The organism is Parasphingorhabdus litoris DSM 22379 (assembly GCF_020906275.1).
Taxonomy (GTDB): domain Bacteria; phylum Pseudomonadota; class Alphaproteobacteria; order Sphingomonadales; family Sphingomonadaceae; genus Parasphingorhabdus; species Parasphingorhabdus litoris.
On sequence record NZ_CP086727.1, the window covers coordinates 2,830,403 to 2,848,592 of the forward strand.

17 protein-coding genes and 1 pseudogene are annotated in these 18,190 nt (G+C 51.1%); 10 read left to right on the top strand and 8 right to left on the bottom strand.

What is annotated here, in order from left to right; genetic code table 11:
* The first annotated feature begins 72 nt into the window (after positions 1-72).
* Both BS29_RS13750 and BS29_RS13755 read left to right on the top strand, forming a co-directional pair.
* Positions 73-588 carry a hypothetical protein gene (locus tag BS29_RS13750; protein ID WP_229954208.1) on the top strand — a complete coding sequence of 172 codons (516 nt, stop codon included), beginning with the start codon at positions 73-75 and terminating at the stop codon, positions 586-588.
* Positions 589-788: 200 nt separating this feature from the next.
* Positions 789-1,421, top strand: a pseudogene (locus BS29_RS13755) (tyrosine-type recombinase/integrase).
* Between the two features lie 116 nt (positions 1,422-1,537).
* Here the strand turns inward: BS29_RS13755 and BS29_RS13760 are convergent.
* The 3 genes from BS29_RS13760 to BS29_RS13770 form a co-directional block, all read right to left on the bottom strand.
* Positions 1,538-2,335, bottom strand: a complete 798-nt coding sequence (locus tag BS29_RS13760) for a dienelactone hydrolase family protein (protein WP_229954209.1) — start codon at positions 2,333-2,335, stop codon at positions 1,538-1,540.
* A gap of 138 nt (positions 2,336-2,473) precedes the next feature.
* Entirely contained in the window at positions 2,474-4,876 is a 2,403-nt protein-coding gene (locus BS29_RS13765; RefSeq protein ID WP_229954210.1) for an ABC transporter permease, read from the bottom strand.
* Between the two features lie 83 nt (positions 4,877-4,959).
* On the bottom strand, positions 4,960-5,619 hold the full coding sequence (locus tag BS29_RS13770) for an ABC transporter ATP-binding protein (RefSeq protein ID WP_229954211.1): 660 nt from the start codon (positions 5,617-5,619) through the stop codon (positions 4,960-4,962).
* Positions 5,620-5,779: 160 nt separating this feature from the next.
* On the opposite strand from BS29_RS13770, the gene BS29_RS13775 reads away from it, so the two are divergent.
* The 4 genes from BS29_RS13775 to BS29_RS13790 all read left to right on the top strand — a co-directional run bounded on the left by BS29_RS13775 (position 5,780) and on the right by BS29_RS13790 (position 9,443).
* The gene (locus tag BS29_RS13775; protein ID WP_229954212.1) at positions 5,780-6,442 is read left to right on the top strand and encodes a response regulator transcription factor; all 663 of its coding nucleotides are present in this window, start codon (positions 5,780-5,782) and stop codon (positions 6,440-6,442) included.
* Complete coding sequence (locus tag BS29_RS13780; protein WP_229954213.1) at positions 6,442-7,659, top strand: sensor histidine kinase; 1,218 nt, start codon at positions 6,442-6,444, stop codon at positions 7,657-7,659. Before BS29_RS13775 ends, BS29_RS13780 begins: the two co-directional genes overlap by 1 nt.
* 79 nt (positions 7,660-7,738) lie before the next feature.
* Positions 7,739-8,530: an alpha/beta hydrolase gene (locus BS29_RS13785; RefSeq protein ID WP_229954214.1), complete on the top strand. Its 792-nt coding sequence runs from the start codon at positions 7,739-7,741 to the stop codon at positions 8,528-8,530.
* Positions 8,531-8,690: 160 nt separating this feature from the next.
* Positions 8,691-9,443, top strand: coding sequence for an AraC family transcriptional regulator (locus BS29_RS13790; protein ID WP_229954215.1), 753 nt, complete (start codon positions 8,691-8,693; stop codon positions 9,441-9,443).
* Between the two features lie 11 nt (positions 9,444-9,454).
* Here the strand turns inward: BS29_RS13790 and BS29_RS13795 are convergent, their stop codons facing one another.
* A complete protein-coding gene (locus BS29_RS13795; protein ID WP_229954216.1) occupies positions 9,455-10,009 on the bottom strand; it encodes a DUF2147 domain-containing protein in 555 nt (184 codons plus the stop codon).
* 83 nt (positions 10,010-10,092) lie between these two features.
* Between BS29_RS13795 and BS29_RS13800 the strand changes: the two genes are divergently transcribed.
* The gene (locus BS29_RS13800) at positions 10,093-11,022 is read left to right on the top strand and encodes an NAD-dependent epimerase/dehydratase family protein (RefSeq protein WP_229954217.1); all 930 of its coding nucleotides are present in this window, start codon (positions 10,093-10,095) and stop codon (positions 11,020-11,022) included.
* Positions 11,023-11,078: 56 nt separating this feature from the next.
* Here the strand turns inward: BS29_RS13800 and BS29_RS13805 are convergent, their stop codons facing one another.
* Complete coding sequence (locus BS29_RS13805) at positions 11,079-11,978, bottom strand: LysR family transcriptional regulator (RefSeq protein ID WP_229954218.1); 900 nt, start codon at positions 11,976-11,978, stop codon at positions 11,079-11,081.
* Positions 11,979-12,105: 127 nt separating this feature from the next.
* Here BS29_RS13805 and BS29_RS13810 point away from each other — a divergent pair, with 127 nt between their 5' ends.
* Complete coding sequence (locus BS29_RS13810; RefSeq protein ID WP_229954219.1) at positions 12,106-12,954, top strand: hypothetical protein; 849 nt, start codon at positions 12,106-12,108, stop codon at positions 12,952-12,954.
* Here the strand turns inward: BS29_RS13810 and BS29_RS13815 are convergent.
* A complete protein-coding gene (locus BS29_RS13815; protein WP_229954220.1) occupies positions 12,951-13,910 on the bottom strand; it encodes an alpha/beta fold hydrolase in 960 nt (319 codons plus the stop codon). The two genes, BS29_RS13810 and BS29_RS13815, sit on opposite strands and share 4 nt — an antisense overlap.
* Positions 13,911-13,964: 54 nt before the next feature.
* Between BS29_RS13815 and BS29_RS13820 the strand changes: the two genes are divergently transcribed.
* On the top strand, positions 13,965-14,609 hold the full coding sequence (locus BS29_RS13820; protein ID WP_229954221.1) for a hypothetical protein: 645 nt from the start codon (positions 13,965-13,967) through the stop codon (positions 14,607-14,609).
* A gap of 505 nt (positions 14,610-15,114) precedes the next feature.
* On the opposite strand, the gene BS29_RS13825 is transcribed toward BS29_RS13820, so the two are convergent.
* Positions 15,115-15,564, bottom strand: coding sequence for a hypothetical protein (locus tag BS29_RS13825; protein ID WP_229954222.1), 450 nt, complete (start codon positions 15,562-15,564; stop codon positions 15,115-15,117).
* Between the two features lie 435 nt (positions 15,565-15,999).
* Between BS29_RS13825 and BS29_RS13830 the strand changes: the two genes are divergently transcribed.
* Positions 16,000-16,857: a LysR family transcriptional regulator gene (locus tag BS29_RS13830; protein ID WP_229954223.1), complete on the top strand. Its 858-nt coding sequence runs from the start codon at positions 16,000-16,002 to the stop codon at positions 16,855-16,857.
* Here the strand turns inward: BS29_RS13830 and BS29_RS13835 are convergent.
* On the bottom strand, positions 16,854-18,020 hold the full coding sequence (locus BS29_RS13835) for an MFS transporter (RefSeq protein ID WP_229954224.1): 1,167 nt from the start codon (positions 18,018-18,020) through the stop codon (positions 16,854-16,856). The genes BS29_RS13830 and BS29_RS13835 overlap by 4 nt on opposite strands.
* Positions 18,021-18,190 lie beyond the last annotated feature (170 nt).

An 18,190-nucleotide genomic window follows, 5' to 3' on the forward strand; every position in this document is an offset into this window, starting at 1 on the left:
TACGCTTCAAAGACTTGGTACAGATCTATCGCTCAATCAATACTGATGGATCGATTTCGGGATTAGTGACGGATGCTGTTGTCTTTCGCCCTCTCTAGTCTGGGCTCTTTTGCTGGAGCCGCCGAAGCTGGGGAACAACCAAGTACCGAGCCTGGCTTAAAATCTCAGATCAGCACTATGTCTGCGCTGCAACTTGCAACCCTGTCAAATCCCAATGGCCAATCGAGCTATTCAACCGCATTGCGTAACAGATTAACAAACGAACAGGCTTTTGTGCTTGAACAAATTGGTATGATTTTCACCAATGGGCAACCTACTTTGAACGCTGTTATTCTGGCACCGAATGGTACGGCCACTTCAGCGCAGGTCGCAGTGGCAAAACTGCCCACCTTGAATTCTATTGCTTTTATTTCACCTTCTAACGATCGAGAGGTCTCGAAGGAGCATCGTTTTTCAAATGCTGTAGTCAAAGAAGGAAAGCTTGCTCTCGCCATTTGTGGCGTGCGGCAACCGGATTACGATCTTTGTCCGATGTCCCTGCGTGATCCCGAGCCTCTGAAATGCAATTTGGATGGTAGGAGAAATTGACACCCGATTGATCGTAGGGTTAGTCATCAGTCATTGAGATTGACTGTGTTTGCGCCGAAATTGAAACTGATTGCACCTTTCTTTGCAGCGATGTTAGATTTTTTTGCGGAAAGACAAAGCCAGACAGTCCACAATCGGTCCATTCCTTAACGCGAGTTCATTGAATTTCTATTTGGCCATTCCGGCCAAGGAGAAAGCTAATGACATTCTCACAATTCGATCCTGCAGCACAAAATCGGGTGCCTTGGAACTTTGGAGTCAAAATTGGTCCTAAGCAACCGTTCAATCAGAAACAAATTTGGGCCATTCAATTCTTCCTTGATCTGGAGAAACGCATCCGAGATCGAGCACTCTTTGACGTGGCAATCGACAGTAAGCTCAGGGGCTGTGACCTGGTGGAGCTCAAGATCGGCGATCTCGTCAAAGGTCCTGAAATACGAAAGCGAGCCGCGATCACGCAGCGTAAGATGGGACGGCCAGTTCAGTTTGAAATTGCATTGGATGCACGCGGAAGCCTATTTGCTTGGTTGGAACTGAGAGGTGGATCAGTCGAGGACTATGTCTTTCCAAGCCGTGTCGGCCATTCAAGACATCTGAGTACTCGCCAATATGCAAGAATAGTTGATGAGTGGGTTGAAGCAATTGGTTTGCGACCTGAAGAATATGGATCACATTCGCTGCGTCGGACGAAAACCTCGATTGTCTTCAAGGCAACCGGAAACCTTAGAGCAATTTAGATCCTGCTTGGCCACTCCAAGCTAGAGAATACTGTTCGCTATCTAGGCGTCGATATCGAAGATGCGCTGACTCTCGCTGAGAAAACGGAGATTTGATTGATGCTAGACGCCTGTCGGGTTTCGACTGGCGTCCGCTTTTCTTAGGTGTGTGGAAGCGGACTGTTTACCACCGAGGTTATAAGTTGGTTCTGTTATGACCCTCGCGATTCATTTTAGGCCGATGGCAGCAGTCTTGCGCTTAAAAATTTTATCACCTCGATCAACTTTTTCTTGGTTTCACTATTGTCTTCGTCAACCAAATCTGCGGTCAAAACGGAGTGTGGGAATTTTAGCGGGCTGTTGGGCGCGCGATGTCGATCATCAACGACATGAGAATGAAACCTGCGATCACCAACCAGTTTTCGGATCGCTGCAAAACGGGCAGCTGTGCACAACGCATCACCCTGAAAACGTAATGCCATAATATCGATGTCTTTTTCGGCAAGAAGCGCGCGATCCCCCTCGCTCAATTGCAAGGCTCCATCTACCCTTCGGAACGGTATTGATGCCGGCAATGCTGGTTGAGAAGTGACCGGCGCCGTCACCCAGGGATCGAGCGCTAAAGTCAAAGAAAAATTCCCGGTCATACACATGCCGATTACGCCTACTCCCGATCCACCAATCTGATCATGAAGTTTCCGAGAAAGAGCTCGAAGCCACTGTGTTATGGGACCGGGGTCGTTCGTCGAGAAAAGGTGAATTTCACGGCTAATGCAGACGCGAAAAAGCAGTTTCCGCCGATCGGGTTTCGTTGGCGTTTCCTCTTTTCCGAAAAGATCTGGTGCCCACACTGTGAAATGCTCACTCAACCAGTTCGCCAATCGCCAGAATTCTGGCGTCATTCCAGGCAATTCATGCATCAGGATAACACCGGGGCCAGACCCGCTAACAAAGACTGAGTGCGAAATCGCACCATGCTTAAAGAGCATTCGATGCTTAAACGGGTCAGTCCGTGCCTGGTCTAGTTGCATGACTAGTGTTCCTTTTCCGCAACCGCACGGTACCAATTCTAATCATAGCGTTTGTTGGCTACCAACGGCCCGCGCTAGCTAGCAAGCCGTAAGTTCGACCAGGGGTGTTAGAATAAACGTGCTGACAACTGGCATTATTTATGTGCGATGCTCATTCAACAGCGCGACTATCGAGACTGATAGGCTTTTTCGGCTGTAGAGAATGCCAAGGCTGCATACGCTCAGTCCGATGAGGAGCATTGTTGTGATTAGCCAAAGCGGCTTTGGCACATAGGTCATCGAAAACTGGGACTGATATATCAGCATTCCGGCCAGCCATGTACCGATAATAGCACCGGTTCCGGCTAATACTGCGACTGTCAGCCAGTCGTAAAGGGCTAAACGGAGACATCCTTGTTTCGTGACGCCCATGCTCAGAAGCACACCGTTTTTTTGACGATCCTCCGCCTCAAACCCTTGCATAGACGCGGCGATAACCAGCGCTGTCATGATCAGTACCATCGCTGCAAAGCCAACGACTACTTTGGTTACCAAAGCGAGCGTATCATCAAAACGCTGAGTGAGCTCTTTTAGAGGCACAAGGGAAAGTGTGGGGTTTGCGTTCCAGAGTTCACCAAGATTATCCCACGCTTCGTCCGGTAGTTCAGCGCTACCCATGTAGAAAGTATCGAGCGCCAGGGCCATGTGTGCAGCTTCGGGCATCTGGAACCAGAAGGTCACGGAGGCGCCGCCCGGTCTGTAAGCGTGCTCGGCCACCAATTCGAGTTCAATCGACTTTCCGTCGATCATGAATATTAGCTGATCACCAAAGCTCAGGTCGAGATCAGCAATCACTTCACTTTCAGCCGAAACCTGCCTCCAATTCTTGTCGTTCTCGTCCCACCAGCTTCCTGCAACAAGCCTGTTGTTGATCGGCACGTCTTTCGACCAGGACATACGAAGAGAATCGCCGACAACCGCAAGAGTCTCGCTTGGAGTGGTGACCGCTTCAGCAATGGGCGCCCCATTGATCGAAATCAGTTTGGCGCTCGCATATGGTCGCAATTGACGGACCTCAACGGCATTCTCCACGCTCCAGTTATCAAATGCCTCAATGTCTCCCTCAGGTAACTCCGCAATCAAAAGGTTACCGTTATTGGTTCGCGAGTAGCCTTCCATTGTTGAGCCGATGTCTTTCATCAGCATGAGGGTGAAAAGCAAGAGTAGGCTGCACAGACCCAAGCCAAGGATCTGCGATGATTTACTGACGATTCGTTGTTTCATGATGAAAAAGTTGAAGGACAGTAGCCCTGGACGGCGACGGCCCCACAGTTCACCTAGCGACAGGACGACCCAGCTCAGCGCAATCATGAGCACAAGGGCTCCTCCTAGAGCGCCGAGCGTCAGGAGTGTTAGTGTGGCATTGTCGGAGTAATATGACGCCAGAATCGTGATGCTGGCGGCGCTCCAGAACAGCCTTAGCCATTTGGCTGAAGGGTGTTCAATTGCGCGGATCAAACTCACCAATGACGCGTGTCGCAATTGGAGAAACATTGGAAACTGAAAAGCTGCCAGCAGAAGAAAGACAAGCGCGAAGGTTTTCAGCACTACAAGAGGCTGTACTTGTGGCGTGATGCCAGGAAACTGGCCTGCCAACTGATCGACCAGCAGGAACTGAGCCAGTGTAGCAAGAATACCACCAATTGCGAGCGAAAGAACAATGCCGAAAAGCCACTGCGCCGCAGCTAGGCGCAGGCATTGCGCCATGCTTTGGCCAAAGCTCAGATAGATCGAAAATCTGTGAAGCTGCCGCTTCAGGTACCCTCGGTTCGCCATATCGATAGCGATTGCAGCCAGAAAGAAGAGGATCACTGAGGCAAGGCCCAGAAAGTTTTCAACCCGCTGCCAGAAAAGTGCCAGCGGATGGCCACCGCTTGTTTTCGTAACAGCAGTAAACTCTGGCATGTTGTTCGATGCCCATCTGCTTATCTGGCGTTGATCGGCAGCGTCTGCCGTGATCAAAACTCGGTGGAGTGTGCGGCTGCTTTTGATTTCGGTAGAGGCGATTGAAGCATGATTGACCAAGGCACGCATTGCAACAGAATGGCCTTCCGCGAGCCTGTCAGGTTCGTGATACAAAACGGCCGAGACGGTGAGAGCGTCTTGTCCAATCGAAACGGCATCACCTATTTCGACACCCAGATTTCGCGTCGCCCGTGGTCCCAACCAGATCTCGCCTTTCGCAGGTCCGACCCTGGTTGTTTTGAGGGAGGATTGATCGAGGCCGGACCCGATTTCGAGTTTACCGCTCAGTGGGTAGGCTCCATCAGCAATCTTCACCTGCACTGGTACGGTCTTGCCTTCAAAAGAGATCGCCAGTGGCACGAGCTGTAAGGTTGAGAGCTCGTCGGACCATTCCGATAGTCTAGCCTCTTCCGTTTCGGAAAGCGCTCTTGGCCCGGACAAGGACATATCCGCGCCAAGCATCTGGTCGAGATTGTTGTCGAGATAGGACTGAACCGACGCGCCCGTTAGCGCCAGCGTGGTCAGAAAGAAAATCAAGGCAGTCTGGATCGCGATAACCAGTCTGCCATCACTCGATCGTACATCAGTACAGGCATTTTCAAACGCAGAGTGAAGCCAAGTCATTTCGCTTCCTCAATGCCGGAAGGTGACAGGGCAAAGCAATTGTGCGCGCGCACAGCCAGTGCGTTGCTGTGCGTCACAACGATCAGAGCGGCTTTGCTCTCATGGGCAAATTCGAACATCAGATCGGTAATCATCGACGACGTAGCAGCATCAAGATTGCCTGTCGGTTCATCGGCAAAAACGAAGGCTGGCTGTGTTGCGAACGCTCTTGCGATGGCAACCCGCTGCTGTTCACCACCACTCAATTGGGCCGGCCTATGACCTGCACGATCGCCTAGGCTTACCTTTTCGAGCCAGTCTTTCGCGATCTCATAGGCATTTTGGTCTCCGCTCAGCTTGAGCGGGAGAGCCACATTGCTGAGCGCATCAAGCTCGGGCAGCAAATGAAATTGCTGAAACACGAATCCAGAATGTTTGCGGAGCTGAGTTATGGTGAGTTCTCGGCCTTCAAGCTTAAACGATATCGTTCCTTTCCTTGGCGATTCCAGTCCAGCGGATAAAGACAACAGGCTCGATTTTCCTACGCCCGATGGCCCAACAATGGCATGGGTTTGACCGCCATTAAATGTCAGCGATAAATCGTTAAAAAGCGATATCCTGCCATTGGTTGTGTCAAAAAAGTGGGAAACTCTTTCTAGGGCGATCTCAGTGTTCATAACGTCCTCGGTCTGGTACAATTTTGAAATGATCTAAGGGCTATGATGTCAAATCAGCGTGAAACCAGATTTGACACTCGTTTGACACTTGCGAGCTCAGCTTGGGGCTCAGCGTATTCATGAGAGGTATGATTTGCGAGTTCTGGTAATCGAAGACAACTTGGACATTCAATCCAATATAGCCGACTTTCTGGAGCCCGAATTTCTCCTCGATTTTGCCTATAATGGCGAAGAAGGTTTGAAACTGGCGAGCAAGAATGATTACGATGTTATCGTGCTCGATCTAAATTTGCCAAAGCTTGATGGTGTCGAGGTTTGTAGGCGCTACAAAGACGAAGCAGGCCTGCAAGCACCGATCCTTATTCTAACCGCAAGAGATACGCTGGATGACAAAGAGGAGGGCTTTACAGCTGGCGCTGACGATTATCTCACAAAGCCCTTCGCGCTGCGTGAACTGAAGATGCGCATTGATGCGATGGCCAAACGTCCAAAGGTGCTGAACTCGACTGAGCTGCATTACGGTGAGCTAGTGTTTGATCCTCATCAACAGACTTTAAGCGGCAAAGTCGCTTCGAGGCGACTGAATAATATGGAGGCAGATATTCTTAAATGGCTGATCCAAGAAGCGCCAAATCCCTTGCTAAGTTCAACGATTACCTACCGTATTTGGGGTGACGAGCCGCCAGTGAGTGGCGCGTTGAGAACACATATCTACAATTTGCGCCGGATACTCTCCAATGTACAATCTTCCGCCTCGCAGGTTGTTCGGATCGAGACTGATCGGGCGCGCGGATACCGGCTAGTCTTGGATGATAACTCGTGATGTCGAAGTCGCCAACCGTAAGAGCCCTGCTAACACGCAATCTGCTTTTTTCTGTAAGCCTTTGCTTTGCTGCAACCGTACTCATCGCAGTGCTTTCAAGCTTTGATCTTGAAGATCAGATTTTTGAAAACCAGGTCAGTCGCAAAGCGGACGAGATCGCCGCAACGCAGCGCACATCTTCTTCAGCACGAGGCGAAAAAGTCACGGGCTTGGAGATGGAACACTATCTGGGGCATGATGCATTGCCCCCTGTTCTGAAGGCGAAAATCAATTCAGATTGGCCTGACGGCGAGTATGAAATTACGGTCGATCAAGCGAACCACTATCATATTGCGGTCCGCTCAAACGCTGGGGTTCCATCGTACTTGGTGTTCAATGCACGCCCGTATGTTCGTTCGGTCGATCAGGTCGTAAAATTCATTGTTATTGTCGGGATCTTGGGTGTAATTATGCTAGCAATCGCGCTCGTATTTCTTCGCAGACTTGCCAAACGTTTGAGTATCCCCGTTGAGGTAATGGCCGCTTCAGCAGCAAGGCATTCCGCGATTGCCTTGGAGCCATCCGAACTAACTCATGCTCCCAAAGAGGTCGCGTTCCTCGCAGAAGCTTTGTTGGAACGAGACCGCCGAATTGATGAACTTGTAGAGCGAGAGCGGCAGTTTAATCGCGATGTTAGCCATGAACTTCGTACACCCTTATCGATTGCAGTGGGGGCTGCCGAACTTTTGGAGGTTAGTGGGAGTAAGAATCCAGCGATGACGAGGCTGACGTCATCGCTTGGAAATATGCGATTGTTAACCGAAGGGATCTTGTGGCTTGGCCGCGAGCCAGACGCAGGTGCGGCCTGTAATGTTTGGCAAAACTGCGAAAGTGCAGCGCAAATCAATCAGCACATGCGCGATCATCGGAAAGTGAGTTTTTCCATCATGGGGCAAAGGGATACCAACATGCCGGTCCCGGATGCGGTTGCCCAAGTTATCTTGGGAAACCTCATCCGCAACGCCTTCAATTTCACAAAAGAGGGCAACGTCTCAATCCTGATTTTGCCACGAGGAGTTTTAATCGAAGACACAGGTGTTGGTTTTGGTAAGCCGGGCGATGTCAGTGGCTTTGGCATCGGGCTTTCACTGACTCAAAGGCTTTGCACGCACTTTGGATTGGAATTGAGTGTTCGGCCTGGTGAAAAATCCGGCACTATTGCCAAATTGACATGGTGACTACGTTCGCGCTCAAGCTGATTTGACGCTGCTTTGACAGCGCTCGCTCTAGCATCCTTCTGCACCAATGGAGATCGCTATGAATAATGTATTCCTGAAGATTTTGTTCGGCCTTGCTGCAGCTTTTCTGTGGCTCAGCCAAGCACCGGCTAATGCGCAAACGCGGATCGAGCATCTGGTCCTGGAGGCCGAAGATGGAGAACAAGTAACCGGATTCCTTTTTCAAAAACATGTATCTGATGATGATGCACCACTCGCGATCCTTATGCACGGTATGGGTGGCTCAAGCATCACATGGCTCGCGTATGATCAGTCATTCTATGTGGACGCTATTACCCGAGATATGATTGACCGAGGCTATCGGGTTGTGGCTTTGGACGCTCGCGCACATGGAGCTCGGATCAGTGACATTTCTCCGATGGACCGGCTGAGAAGTCTACGCTCTGGCGAATCGGGTCCGTATCGATCGATGATCAATGGGACAGTCGAAGACTACGTAAAGCTGCTCGATCATCTGGATAAGCGGTTCGGTCTTCCTGATCGCGTTGTTGCAATCGGGTATAGCATGGGAGCTCAAACAGCGATCCTGCTCTCTGCGCAAGATGATCGCGTGTCGCATATTGTCACAATGGTTCCACCCGCCGCCCGCAGTGCAATTGATGTGGCGCCAGTTACCCATGCAGCAAAAGTGAGTGCTCAGTGGCTTCTGATCACGGCAGCGCAAGACCAGTTTTCCACAGCTGAAGAAAATGCCGAGCTAGTGCACGCTGCCGGAAGCCAGCTCACTAAAGTCGAATTTGACAGCGGCCACAGGCTACCCCGGAAATATACCGCAGCGGTTGCCAACTGGCTGGATCGTTCAGAGGATTAAGAAAAGCGATGGCTGCGGCGGTGTGAAACTTTGAGGACAGGATATGCTCATAGTGATCCATCGCCGCATGGTGCCGAAGCCAAACGGACTTTAGAACCAACGCGGAAAATCGTGTCGGTATATCTTATTTGGAGAAAATGTTGTTTAGCGGACCTACAATTTGCTGCGCATCAATCAGCTCAACCCATATGGGACGTCTAAAGTGAATGAAGTCCCTTCGCCTAACAATGCGCCAAGATTTCGCACGCACATGTTCTCATTCCAGAAGGGCGAACTGGCACCGCATCGAAATATTATGCCGTGTGTTTTGTTCGGTCAGGGAGCGCCAATCACTGTCAGCAGTCAGAGTCGAGAGTTGAAGGCTGAGATAGTTTGCATAATGCCTGGCGTGTTGCACAGCGTATCGATTGGGAGCGGAGGAGCAGAGATTGTCTATCTTGATGGATTGCAACTCTCGACCGATCGAGGCGAGTTGTCAATTGTCACCGCCGAGTTTGCGAATGTACCAGTTGCCATCAAGAACACGGACGCAGGCGTCGTCGAGGACTTCAGGTTCGCACTCTCACGGCCGCTTCTCGAACCTGACTTTGAAGTCTTGAAAATCGTTTTGCAACTATATGCAGCGCCAATGGAGCGCATGTCGCAGGAGCAACTAGCGTCGCAGTTGGGGTTAGAGCGGACACTGGCCCTAAGGCACTTCAAGGCAAATACCGGGCAGACATTCCGCAAGTTCAAAATCTGGTGTGCAAGCGTCGCTACGGTCCACCGTGTTTTGAGCGGTCAAAACATCGGAGCAGCAGGAATAGACTCAGGTTTCTCCGATGCAGCGCATGTTGCACGCACAGCCCGAGACCTTTTCGGTATTACGCCTACAATGGGCATCGGGGCCTTGCGAGAATTCAAATCAATGTAGCGAGAAGTCAATCAGGGCTGATCGACTATCACACTAGTCCAAACCTGTGTTTGGCAAAAAAGCCCAATGCATCCTTTCACTTGAAGTGACCCATCTGGCAGGCGTTTCAAACGCGCATGATAAGTCTTGTCATTATCACTATCGTAGATTTTCCCACCTCGCCAATCCTCATTTCTGCGGGAGAATCCGTTGAGCATAAGTGACCCCAGGAGCGGCCGGCCTGGATCGCCAAACCGGGTGTGCTTTCGTGCTCCTTTGGGCGGAGCATCTGGATGGAACCAAAGGAAGCGACCGCACGGCGAACCATCGCCGCAGTCGAATATCTCGACCAGCGTGCTGCCTTCATCAGTAAGGAATATGCCGAGGATATCGTAGGGCTGAAACGGAGGATCTTCATTGGGCAAAGATGAAATTGCCATCAGTGGCAAAGCCATTACTGCAGCGATCAACTTCATATTTTTCTCCTTCCAAAATCTGAGCAGCAGTTCACAGGTGACGCTGGAAAGGTAAAGAGACATTATAGAGAGTGAGGTTTGCAGTTCTGAAACGGTTGTTTTGAGTTTCATTTGTGAATGTGTCAGTTTCGAATTTGTCGCCTCGACCTTACACAATACGCCTTCCATTATCCCTCTTTTGAGGATGGGATAAAATGCAGGATCATGTCTTGATTGCAGGTGCAAATGGCCGCTTTGGAAGAGCGGCCGCGCACGCGTTCGGCGAGGCTGGTTGGGATGTGAGCTTGTTCGCTCGATCCGAGCCGAAAGTGATGTCCGGAAATATGCGATGGATCAGAGGAGATGCCTTGGACGAGGATGCCATTAGGTCAGCAGCCAAGGGAGCTTCCTTGGTCGTAAATGCGGTCTCCCTGCCCTTGGCGCGTTGGAGCACCGACCTGCCAGCGCTTACAGCTAGCATCTTGCAAGCAGCCTACCAAGCTGCCGCTACTGTTATCGTGCCCGGCAACGTCTACAATTTCGGCCAAGAAATGCCTGAACTTCTTCACGAAGATGTGCCCCAACTCGCACGCGGCACCCTCGGGCGGGCTCGCGTCCAAATGGAGAAGGAATATAAGGCCGCGGCCGCAAAGGGGCTGCAAACCATAATTCTGCGTGCTGGAGATTTTATCGAGCAAGGGCAAACGGGTAACTGGTTTGATGCGCAAATCACAGCGCAGATTGCATCTGGTAGAGTAAAATATCCTGGACCGCTGGATGCAATGCATAGCTGGGCTTACCTTCCCGATCTCGCTCATGCCACACGCCTGCTGGCCGAAAAACGGTCAGAGCTAGAGCATTTTGAGACTGTCGGTTTTCCGGGCTTCTCGTTAACCGGGCAATATCTTATCGAAGCGCTTGAGCGTATTTGTGGGCGCGATCTCAAGGTAGGAACAGTTCCTTGGAATCTCCTAAAGCTTGTCAGCCTGTTCAAACCAGACTTCAAAGGCATCCTTGAAATGTCGTATCTTTGGCATGTGCCTCATCGTATTGATGGCGGCAGGTTTACAAGCCTCCTGCCACATTTTCGTCCAACGCAAATTGATGATGCGCTCCGGGCGGCACTGGCCGACCGGCTGCGATAGGTTAACCTCACAGAACACCTTGTATTTTCCGGATGCGACACGGCGACAGATTAGGGTCAGGACCCTAGGCTTGATCGATAAGGGGCGAAGGCTTCTACCAGGAAATCGAACACCCAGCGCACTCTTGCGCTCGTCTTGAGTTCAGAGTGAGCGACCAGATATATTGGCAAAGAACGGGGTTTGTGGTCGGGCAAAAGCCGTACAACCCTCTGTTCTACAAGTCCTACTTGCAGCTGGTTGAAGCCTATTCCGTATCCTGCCAGCACCATTTGCCAATTCACGATCTGATTATCACATCGGAATGGGAAAAACTCGCGATTGATGATCAGGTTTTCTGTCAGAAAACCTTTGATAACCTCCTTATTGCGATCGAAGCCGACGATATCGTGATCCATCAGCTCCGCGACCGATGTAGGCGTTTTGCGCTTCGCCAGGTAGTCCGTCGAGGCGAAGACTCCGATCTCTAAGTCGCCGACTTTTCTGGCAATTAGCTCACCTTGTGTTGGTTGATACATTCGCACAGCGATATCAGCCTCCCTGAGCAAGAGGTTGCTGGATGTATCCGATGCCACCAGTTCGATATCAATTTCCGGTTTCGCTCTGCGGAGGTCTGCGATCATCGCCGGAAGACAATACACTGCGACGCTTTCGCTTGCCGCAATCCGGACCGTTCCATTGATTGTTGTCCTAGCGTCGCTTGCAGTAAGCATTAAACGAGCCGCTGAACGGTTCATCTCATCAGCATGGATGCGGAGGATTTTTCCCACTTCTGTCAATGCGAGCCCGTTAGATGTACGCTCAAAAAGCTTCACCCCGAGTGCATGTTCCAAAGCGCTTATGCGTCGGCTCAATGTCGGCTGACTGGCAGCGCCGTGTTTTGCCGCAGATTTCAGTGATCGATGCTTCGCAACCGCCGCGAAGACCTTCAGGTCCATCCAGTTCAAATCATAGCTCATTGTCGCCTAGTCTGAATACAGCGCGGCGCGTCCAGTCAATCACCGAACGACGAAGTCTTGCACGTTTATTCAATAGCCTGTGCCGACTGAGAACATAGGATAGCAGCAGTGCTAGTTGCAGGCTGATATGCTCGAATTAATCGATATGATCTTTGATGGAGCGGAAGCCTTCATTGGGTTTATCGGCATCGTATTATTGCTGATTGGAATAGGTGCCGCGCTATGCCAGCTTCGTTTTGTCTTTGGTGCAGTCCAGGTAAGAGCAGCTGTTGTAGCTCACTCGGATAAGCGCATCGCAAAAGATGGACGGACTGGAAAAGAGCGCTCACTATACAAAGCGGTTTTCGAAGTATGTGAAGGACGCTATCAAGGTGCTCGCTATACTTCGCTCCAGGTGCATGAATGGAACACCTATCCGATCGGCACCATCTGGCCCGCAAGGTACAATCCTGTCATCGGCCCAATTCATACGGAGCAAGCAATATCCTCAAGGCCGGGCTTGTCTTTTTCGCTCACTGCAGCCGGTGTGTTTATGCTGGTACTGCCAAACGTTCCCCGATTGGATGGCGAAGTCGTTCTCGGGCCGACGGTAGTCTTGATTGGACTAGGCCTAATTGTAAGCGGCTTGGTCAAACATCATCTCAACAATGTACGGCAACGGCGCGGCTTGAGTGTAACAGCAGAGTTGATCGCAATAGACATTGAATACGATACTGAAAGACACGATGTTGAAGTCCCGATTCTTCGCGTAGTGTCAGGGCACTATTCCGGTGTCGAAACTGCTGACGTAGAAGTCGCCGATGCTGACGAATGTCATATTGGCGAAAGCATGCCCGCAACATTCGACCCATATACTGGCCGTGCCACCGTAACCGAAGGCCATCTTGCCACGGCAAGTGCTGTGAAAAGCCTTGTGATAATTGGTTTGGCTTTGAGCTTTGTGGGCCTGGCCATACAAATAGTATTCTCAACCTAGTCAGTTGGCTTTATCGAAGTGCGGAGTGAGGTCAGGAAATTCAGATATCTCATGGCAGTTTCTTCCGGCGCATCAACCATCGGAACATGACCGCAATTGTCCAGCACATCAAGTTTAGCCGATGAAAGCTTTCTAGCGAGTACGGCTGCACCGTTCACATGAAAAATCCGGTCTTCTGTACACCATAAAATCTGAGTCGGCATGTTCAGTTTCGGCGCAAGTTCGAGAAGATCAGGCACCGGGTTCTCGTCATGAACAACGGCCCAGATGCGCGCATTCTTCTCGACTTGCGCGAGCTCGGCGTGCATCCAAGTTGTGAGGATAGGTTGAGGTACACTGATTCCATTTGGGGAAAGCCATGAATTACGCCCTTCGAACTCTTCCTGTGACCGCACAAGAAGTGGCGTTTTACCTTCAGCAATAGCGCGCTCCATGTCGCTGAGTGTTGGGCTGGTCACGCCCAACGGGCTCCCGATGAAGGCCAGCGATGCAATCCGGTCCGGTTGTTCCACGGCAATTTGTGCAATGATTGACGCGCCCATCGAATTGGCACCGACATGAACGTCGCTTAGCTCCAACGCGTCAAACACAGCTGACAGATTTTCGCTTTGTTTTTGCAATGCATACTCGCTGTCAGGGAGCAACCCATTGTCGCCGAAGCCGGGAAGGTCAATCACAATGACTTGATAATCATCCGTCAGGCGCCTAGCGAAGTCGACCCAATGCTCCTTGCGAGAGAATATCCCGTGAATGAGTACCACCTTCTGACCGCTACCACCTTCAAGATATGCAACATCGCTGATTGGCGTCGTTATGGACTTTTCGGACAGACCCGCTCGGGCGTTGTTCAACCTGAGCAGAACGCCTGAGCTTGTCTCAGGGAAGGCAAACCATGCGAATGTGACGGCGGCTGAAACGCACAGGAATACCACAGCAATGAACTTGGCTAATCTCATGAAATACCTCAAGCGTTTGAGAGAGGACAACACCATACCGGAGGAAGCCACCATATGATTGAACAATCGTGCGCTTCTCATCTTAGAAAGGTGGTTTCGCATGCCGCCCAAGCCATTGCCGACCATTTTTTGCACGTTTGCTCTACTGCGCTACTAACCTACACTGCACACCGGGTCGCATCTGACTATTGGACTGAGAGGATGCAGAAGGTGCTATTAGAACGGCTAGAATTTCTAACTAGGGCTTCGGCGCTTTGGTTTACATTCGCTTCGACAATTATGCTCACCGCGGCATTCGGCATCGTCATGCATGTATGGGATTTTGTCATCATTGATGAAATATATGAGGCGCAGGTAATCTTGGATCACGTTTCGTGCATGACGCCAATCCAACGAACAGTGCACATCTGGCTTACGGCCACCGTCGATGTTCTCTACCCATTTCTCTATGGCGCATTCTTTATCGGTGTGTCCCTAAAGGCCTTTGGCCGCACAGGATTGTGGCTCGCGCTGCCGTCTTTTCTTGTGATCCCAGTCGATCTATTTGAGGGCTTCACCCAAGTGATGCTGTTGCAGGGACATCATGAGTATGTCGCTGCGAAAGTTTGGGCTACACCCGCAAAACTGACATTGTTTTTTGCAGGATCAGCAATCACCGCTATCGGCCTTGTTCAGCTGTTTCGTCAGCGCAGGCCCTGAGAAACATCGATGACGTCTGGTCTTTGGCGGGAGCAGAGTAATTTTTCGTGGAGCCAAGCTTTCTAGCAGCCCTGATCAACGCAGCATTTTCAGGTGAGATCAGGCAAAAGGCCTGGGATTGCGGGAACGTTGCATCAAACCATCTGTAGCCAGCCAGCATGTCTTCGGTCGTATACCCTTGACCTGCAATGCGGGGCGCGATTGCCTATCCCGCTTAAGGCAAACTGCCAAAAGGAATGGGCAATTTTCGCTTGAAATCGTCAAAACCTACGTCACCGAAGTAACCGGCTTTATGAATCGTGCTCTGATTGAATGACGCCACCGATGAAGCGCACCACGTCCTTATCGGACTATAGCGCGAAGGAGGCGTCAAAATCATCAGGCGTATGCGCCCTCCGGATCATCTGTTTCGTTTCGATTGTCGGTGCCTTCATGCCCTGAACTCTTACTCCGGCATAGCTTTCTTAGGACATAATCAGGTTTGAACAGGGTTAAGCACCGCTCCTCAGTCATACTTCCCAAAACGGTCAGGATCAAAGGTGCCTGCTGGAAAGGACCTACAGGCTCGCGCGCCAACTTTATAAAGGGCGTTACCGCGCACGCCTCTTTCAATAGCCTCAAACACCGCCCCATAATAGGCAGCCCCCATCCCTCCGTTTTTTATATGATTGTCGTAATCAAATAAGTGCTTCGTTTCAGCCATCGCCTCTTTTGCGCTGACGCCCATACGTTTGGCAGTGTCATAATTGGTGGCCACCAAAGTGGCAGTCTCTCCCCAGTAGTCACAATCAGTAGGCTGTTGAGCGCTCCCGACAGATGGGATCATCATGCTCGCTGTGATTAGCGTACACAGCGATGTGATCGCGATTGCCATTTTTGCTCGACGTGACAATGTGCTGTTCTCCTGAAGGGCAAAAGTTCGCAGATCGTATATCTTGTAAAAGGCCAGAAGCATTGAACAAACGTGCGGCTGAGACCGTCGTGGTCAATGACTCGTGTCCGATTTACGGGTTTAACTGGAAAGGCAGTGGTTACGAGCCCTCGGTTTCAAAGCTTGGCTTCTTGTTGAGGGGCAACACTGACCAATCTTTTATGTCAGGAATTGGGTCGGATGCTGACTTACCGCTTTCAACGTCGACCAGCTAGGACCAGACAGTCCGCAATCGGCCCAAATTACGAAACTCAAACCTGTGAATAGAGATTCTAAGCCCGGTACCAATTTGCGGCGGTTGCGCTGTTAATAGCGATCATTACAAAGCCGATGTAATATTCGGCTATTGTTTGTGCGTACTAGGCATTTTGGTAATCGTCTCCCTGGTAAGATCTAGCTGGAGTTTTCACATCATGGCTTCTAATCTTGCTAGCCTGATGACCAGCACTGGATCCTAGATTGAAGAATTGGAATGAAATTCGAACTGCGCTAGAGGTTGCTCGACTGGGAACAACGCTAGGCGCAGCCGAGAGCCTTGGTATCCACAGGGCGACAGTAACCCGTCATATCGATACGCTGGAAGCGGAGCTTGGCACCAAACTCTTCCAACGCCATGCACGGGGCTTCACGTCGACTCGAATGGGCGAACAGCTTTTAAGGATCGCAACTTCGACGGAAGAGCAATTCGGAGAGCTTCAACGCCTAGCCCTTGGAGCCGAGAGTGAGGTGGAAGGCCTTCTGACCATCACGGCGATCGACATTCTCGTGGATCCGTTGCTCCAGCTAATCGACTGCTTTCGAGACTTGCATCCTTCGACAAACGTGCAACTGATTGTGAGTGATCAAACACTTAAATTGCACTATGGCGAAGCTGACATTGCCTTTCGCGTTGGGCCGAAGCCCAATCACCCTGATAATGTGGTTCTCCCGATGGGTCAGTTGAAGATAGGTCTCTACGCACATGAAAAGCTCCTGAGCGATAGCGCCAAGGGATTTGACGTGCTGCCGCAGGTGGTGCCGGATCATCTTGCTCCCTCAACCCCCTATTTCGACTGGGTCCGGGAAAACAGCGATGCAGCCAAGGTTGCCTTGAAGAGCAATCATGTCGCGACGCTATGGCAAGCGGTCGAACGTGGTCTTGGAGCTGGGCCAATGCCAAATTCGCTATCGGATGTAAGGCACTTGGAAATCGGCGAAAAACATGATGGATGGGCAGAACCGATATGGGCTATCACCCACGTCGATCTGCATCGTACCTCCAGAGTGCAGGCTTTTGTTGGTCTATTGAAGGATAGTGCACTAGGACTATCGATCTAGCGATTTTCTTCCGGTCCCAGCCAGGCGAGAAAAAGCGCAAGTGAAGCCACTACAGCACCAGCGAAGCCGATGGCCCAATAGCCTGAAGATGCAATCACAATGCCTCCCAGAGCAGCTCCTATGCCTTGCCCCAGATATATCGTAGACGTGTTGAGAGCGAGGGTTAGTGAACTCTGGTCAGGAGCAGCTCTCACGAGCGCTTTCTCGATAGCTGGTGAAGGAGCGATCAATGCCGCGCTTGATATTAGGGTGGTAACAAAGGTCAGCCCAATAGCGGTCATGCTTCGCACCTCTAGAAAAGTGAAAAGGAAGCTCCACGCTGCTAGAGCGATGGTTAGAACGAGAAACATCTCTCGCATGTTGGATACAAAGCTACGCGCGTCGGCAAGACGGCTTCCTACAACGAGACCTAACAACGATCCAAATCCAATCGCCGATTGCATTACTGCGATGCTCGACCCTTCAAAGCCAGTAAGCTCGGTGATGAGTGGACCGATGAACGCTTTAACTGGATAGGCCGCGACGAACGCAAGGCCGATCAATGCAAGACAGGTGAGCACAATAGGCTGTTTGAGCACGGACCAGTCGGCTTGCACATTTGAGGTATCGAGCAATACCGTCGATCGCGGCACCCCAAAATAGATCGCTGGTACAACTAAAGCTGCGGCCACACCAGCAAACACAAATGTTGAACGCCAGCCAAAATAGCCCCCAATCGCCGTGCCAAGCGGGACACCCGCGATAAACGCGATTGTTAGTCCAGAAAGTACCAATCCGAGCGCCTGGCCTTGTTTCTCAGGAGGGGTTAGCTCCGCAGCAATAGCGCCAGCCATCGGCATAACCGCACTGCCTGTAATCGCGATCACTATTCTCATCGCCAGATAGCTCTCATAGGTCGGCAGAAAAGCCGACGCGAAGTTTAGCGCTGCAACCCCACTGAGACTGGCAATGAGGACACCTCTTCTAGGAAAACGGACCAGCGAGCTCACCACAAGTGGCGAAGCAATCGCGCTTGTGATTGCAAAAGCTGTCATCAATTGACCTGCTGCGGAAATGCTAGCATCCAGATCTTTGGCAAGCTCTGCCAGAAGGCCAGCAAAGACATAGCTTTGTGTCCCAATAGCGAAAGCTGCCAACGCAAGAATGTAAACGGGGCGTGTCATCTGGATCTCCAAGCTTTGGAAAAAAGCATTTGGAGAAAATCATGTGACTGCGAAATGCCCGTTAAAGCGCAGTGAGTGTGCGTGAAACTGACAGCTTGACTTGTTGCAAAATCGCGCAGTGACCGCGCTGAATCCGGTCTCCTTATCCTCGGGTTTTTTGGCGATCTTCG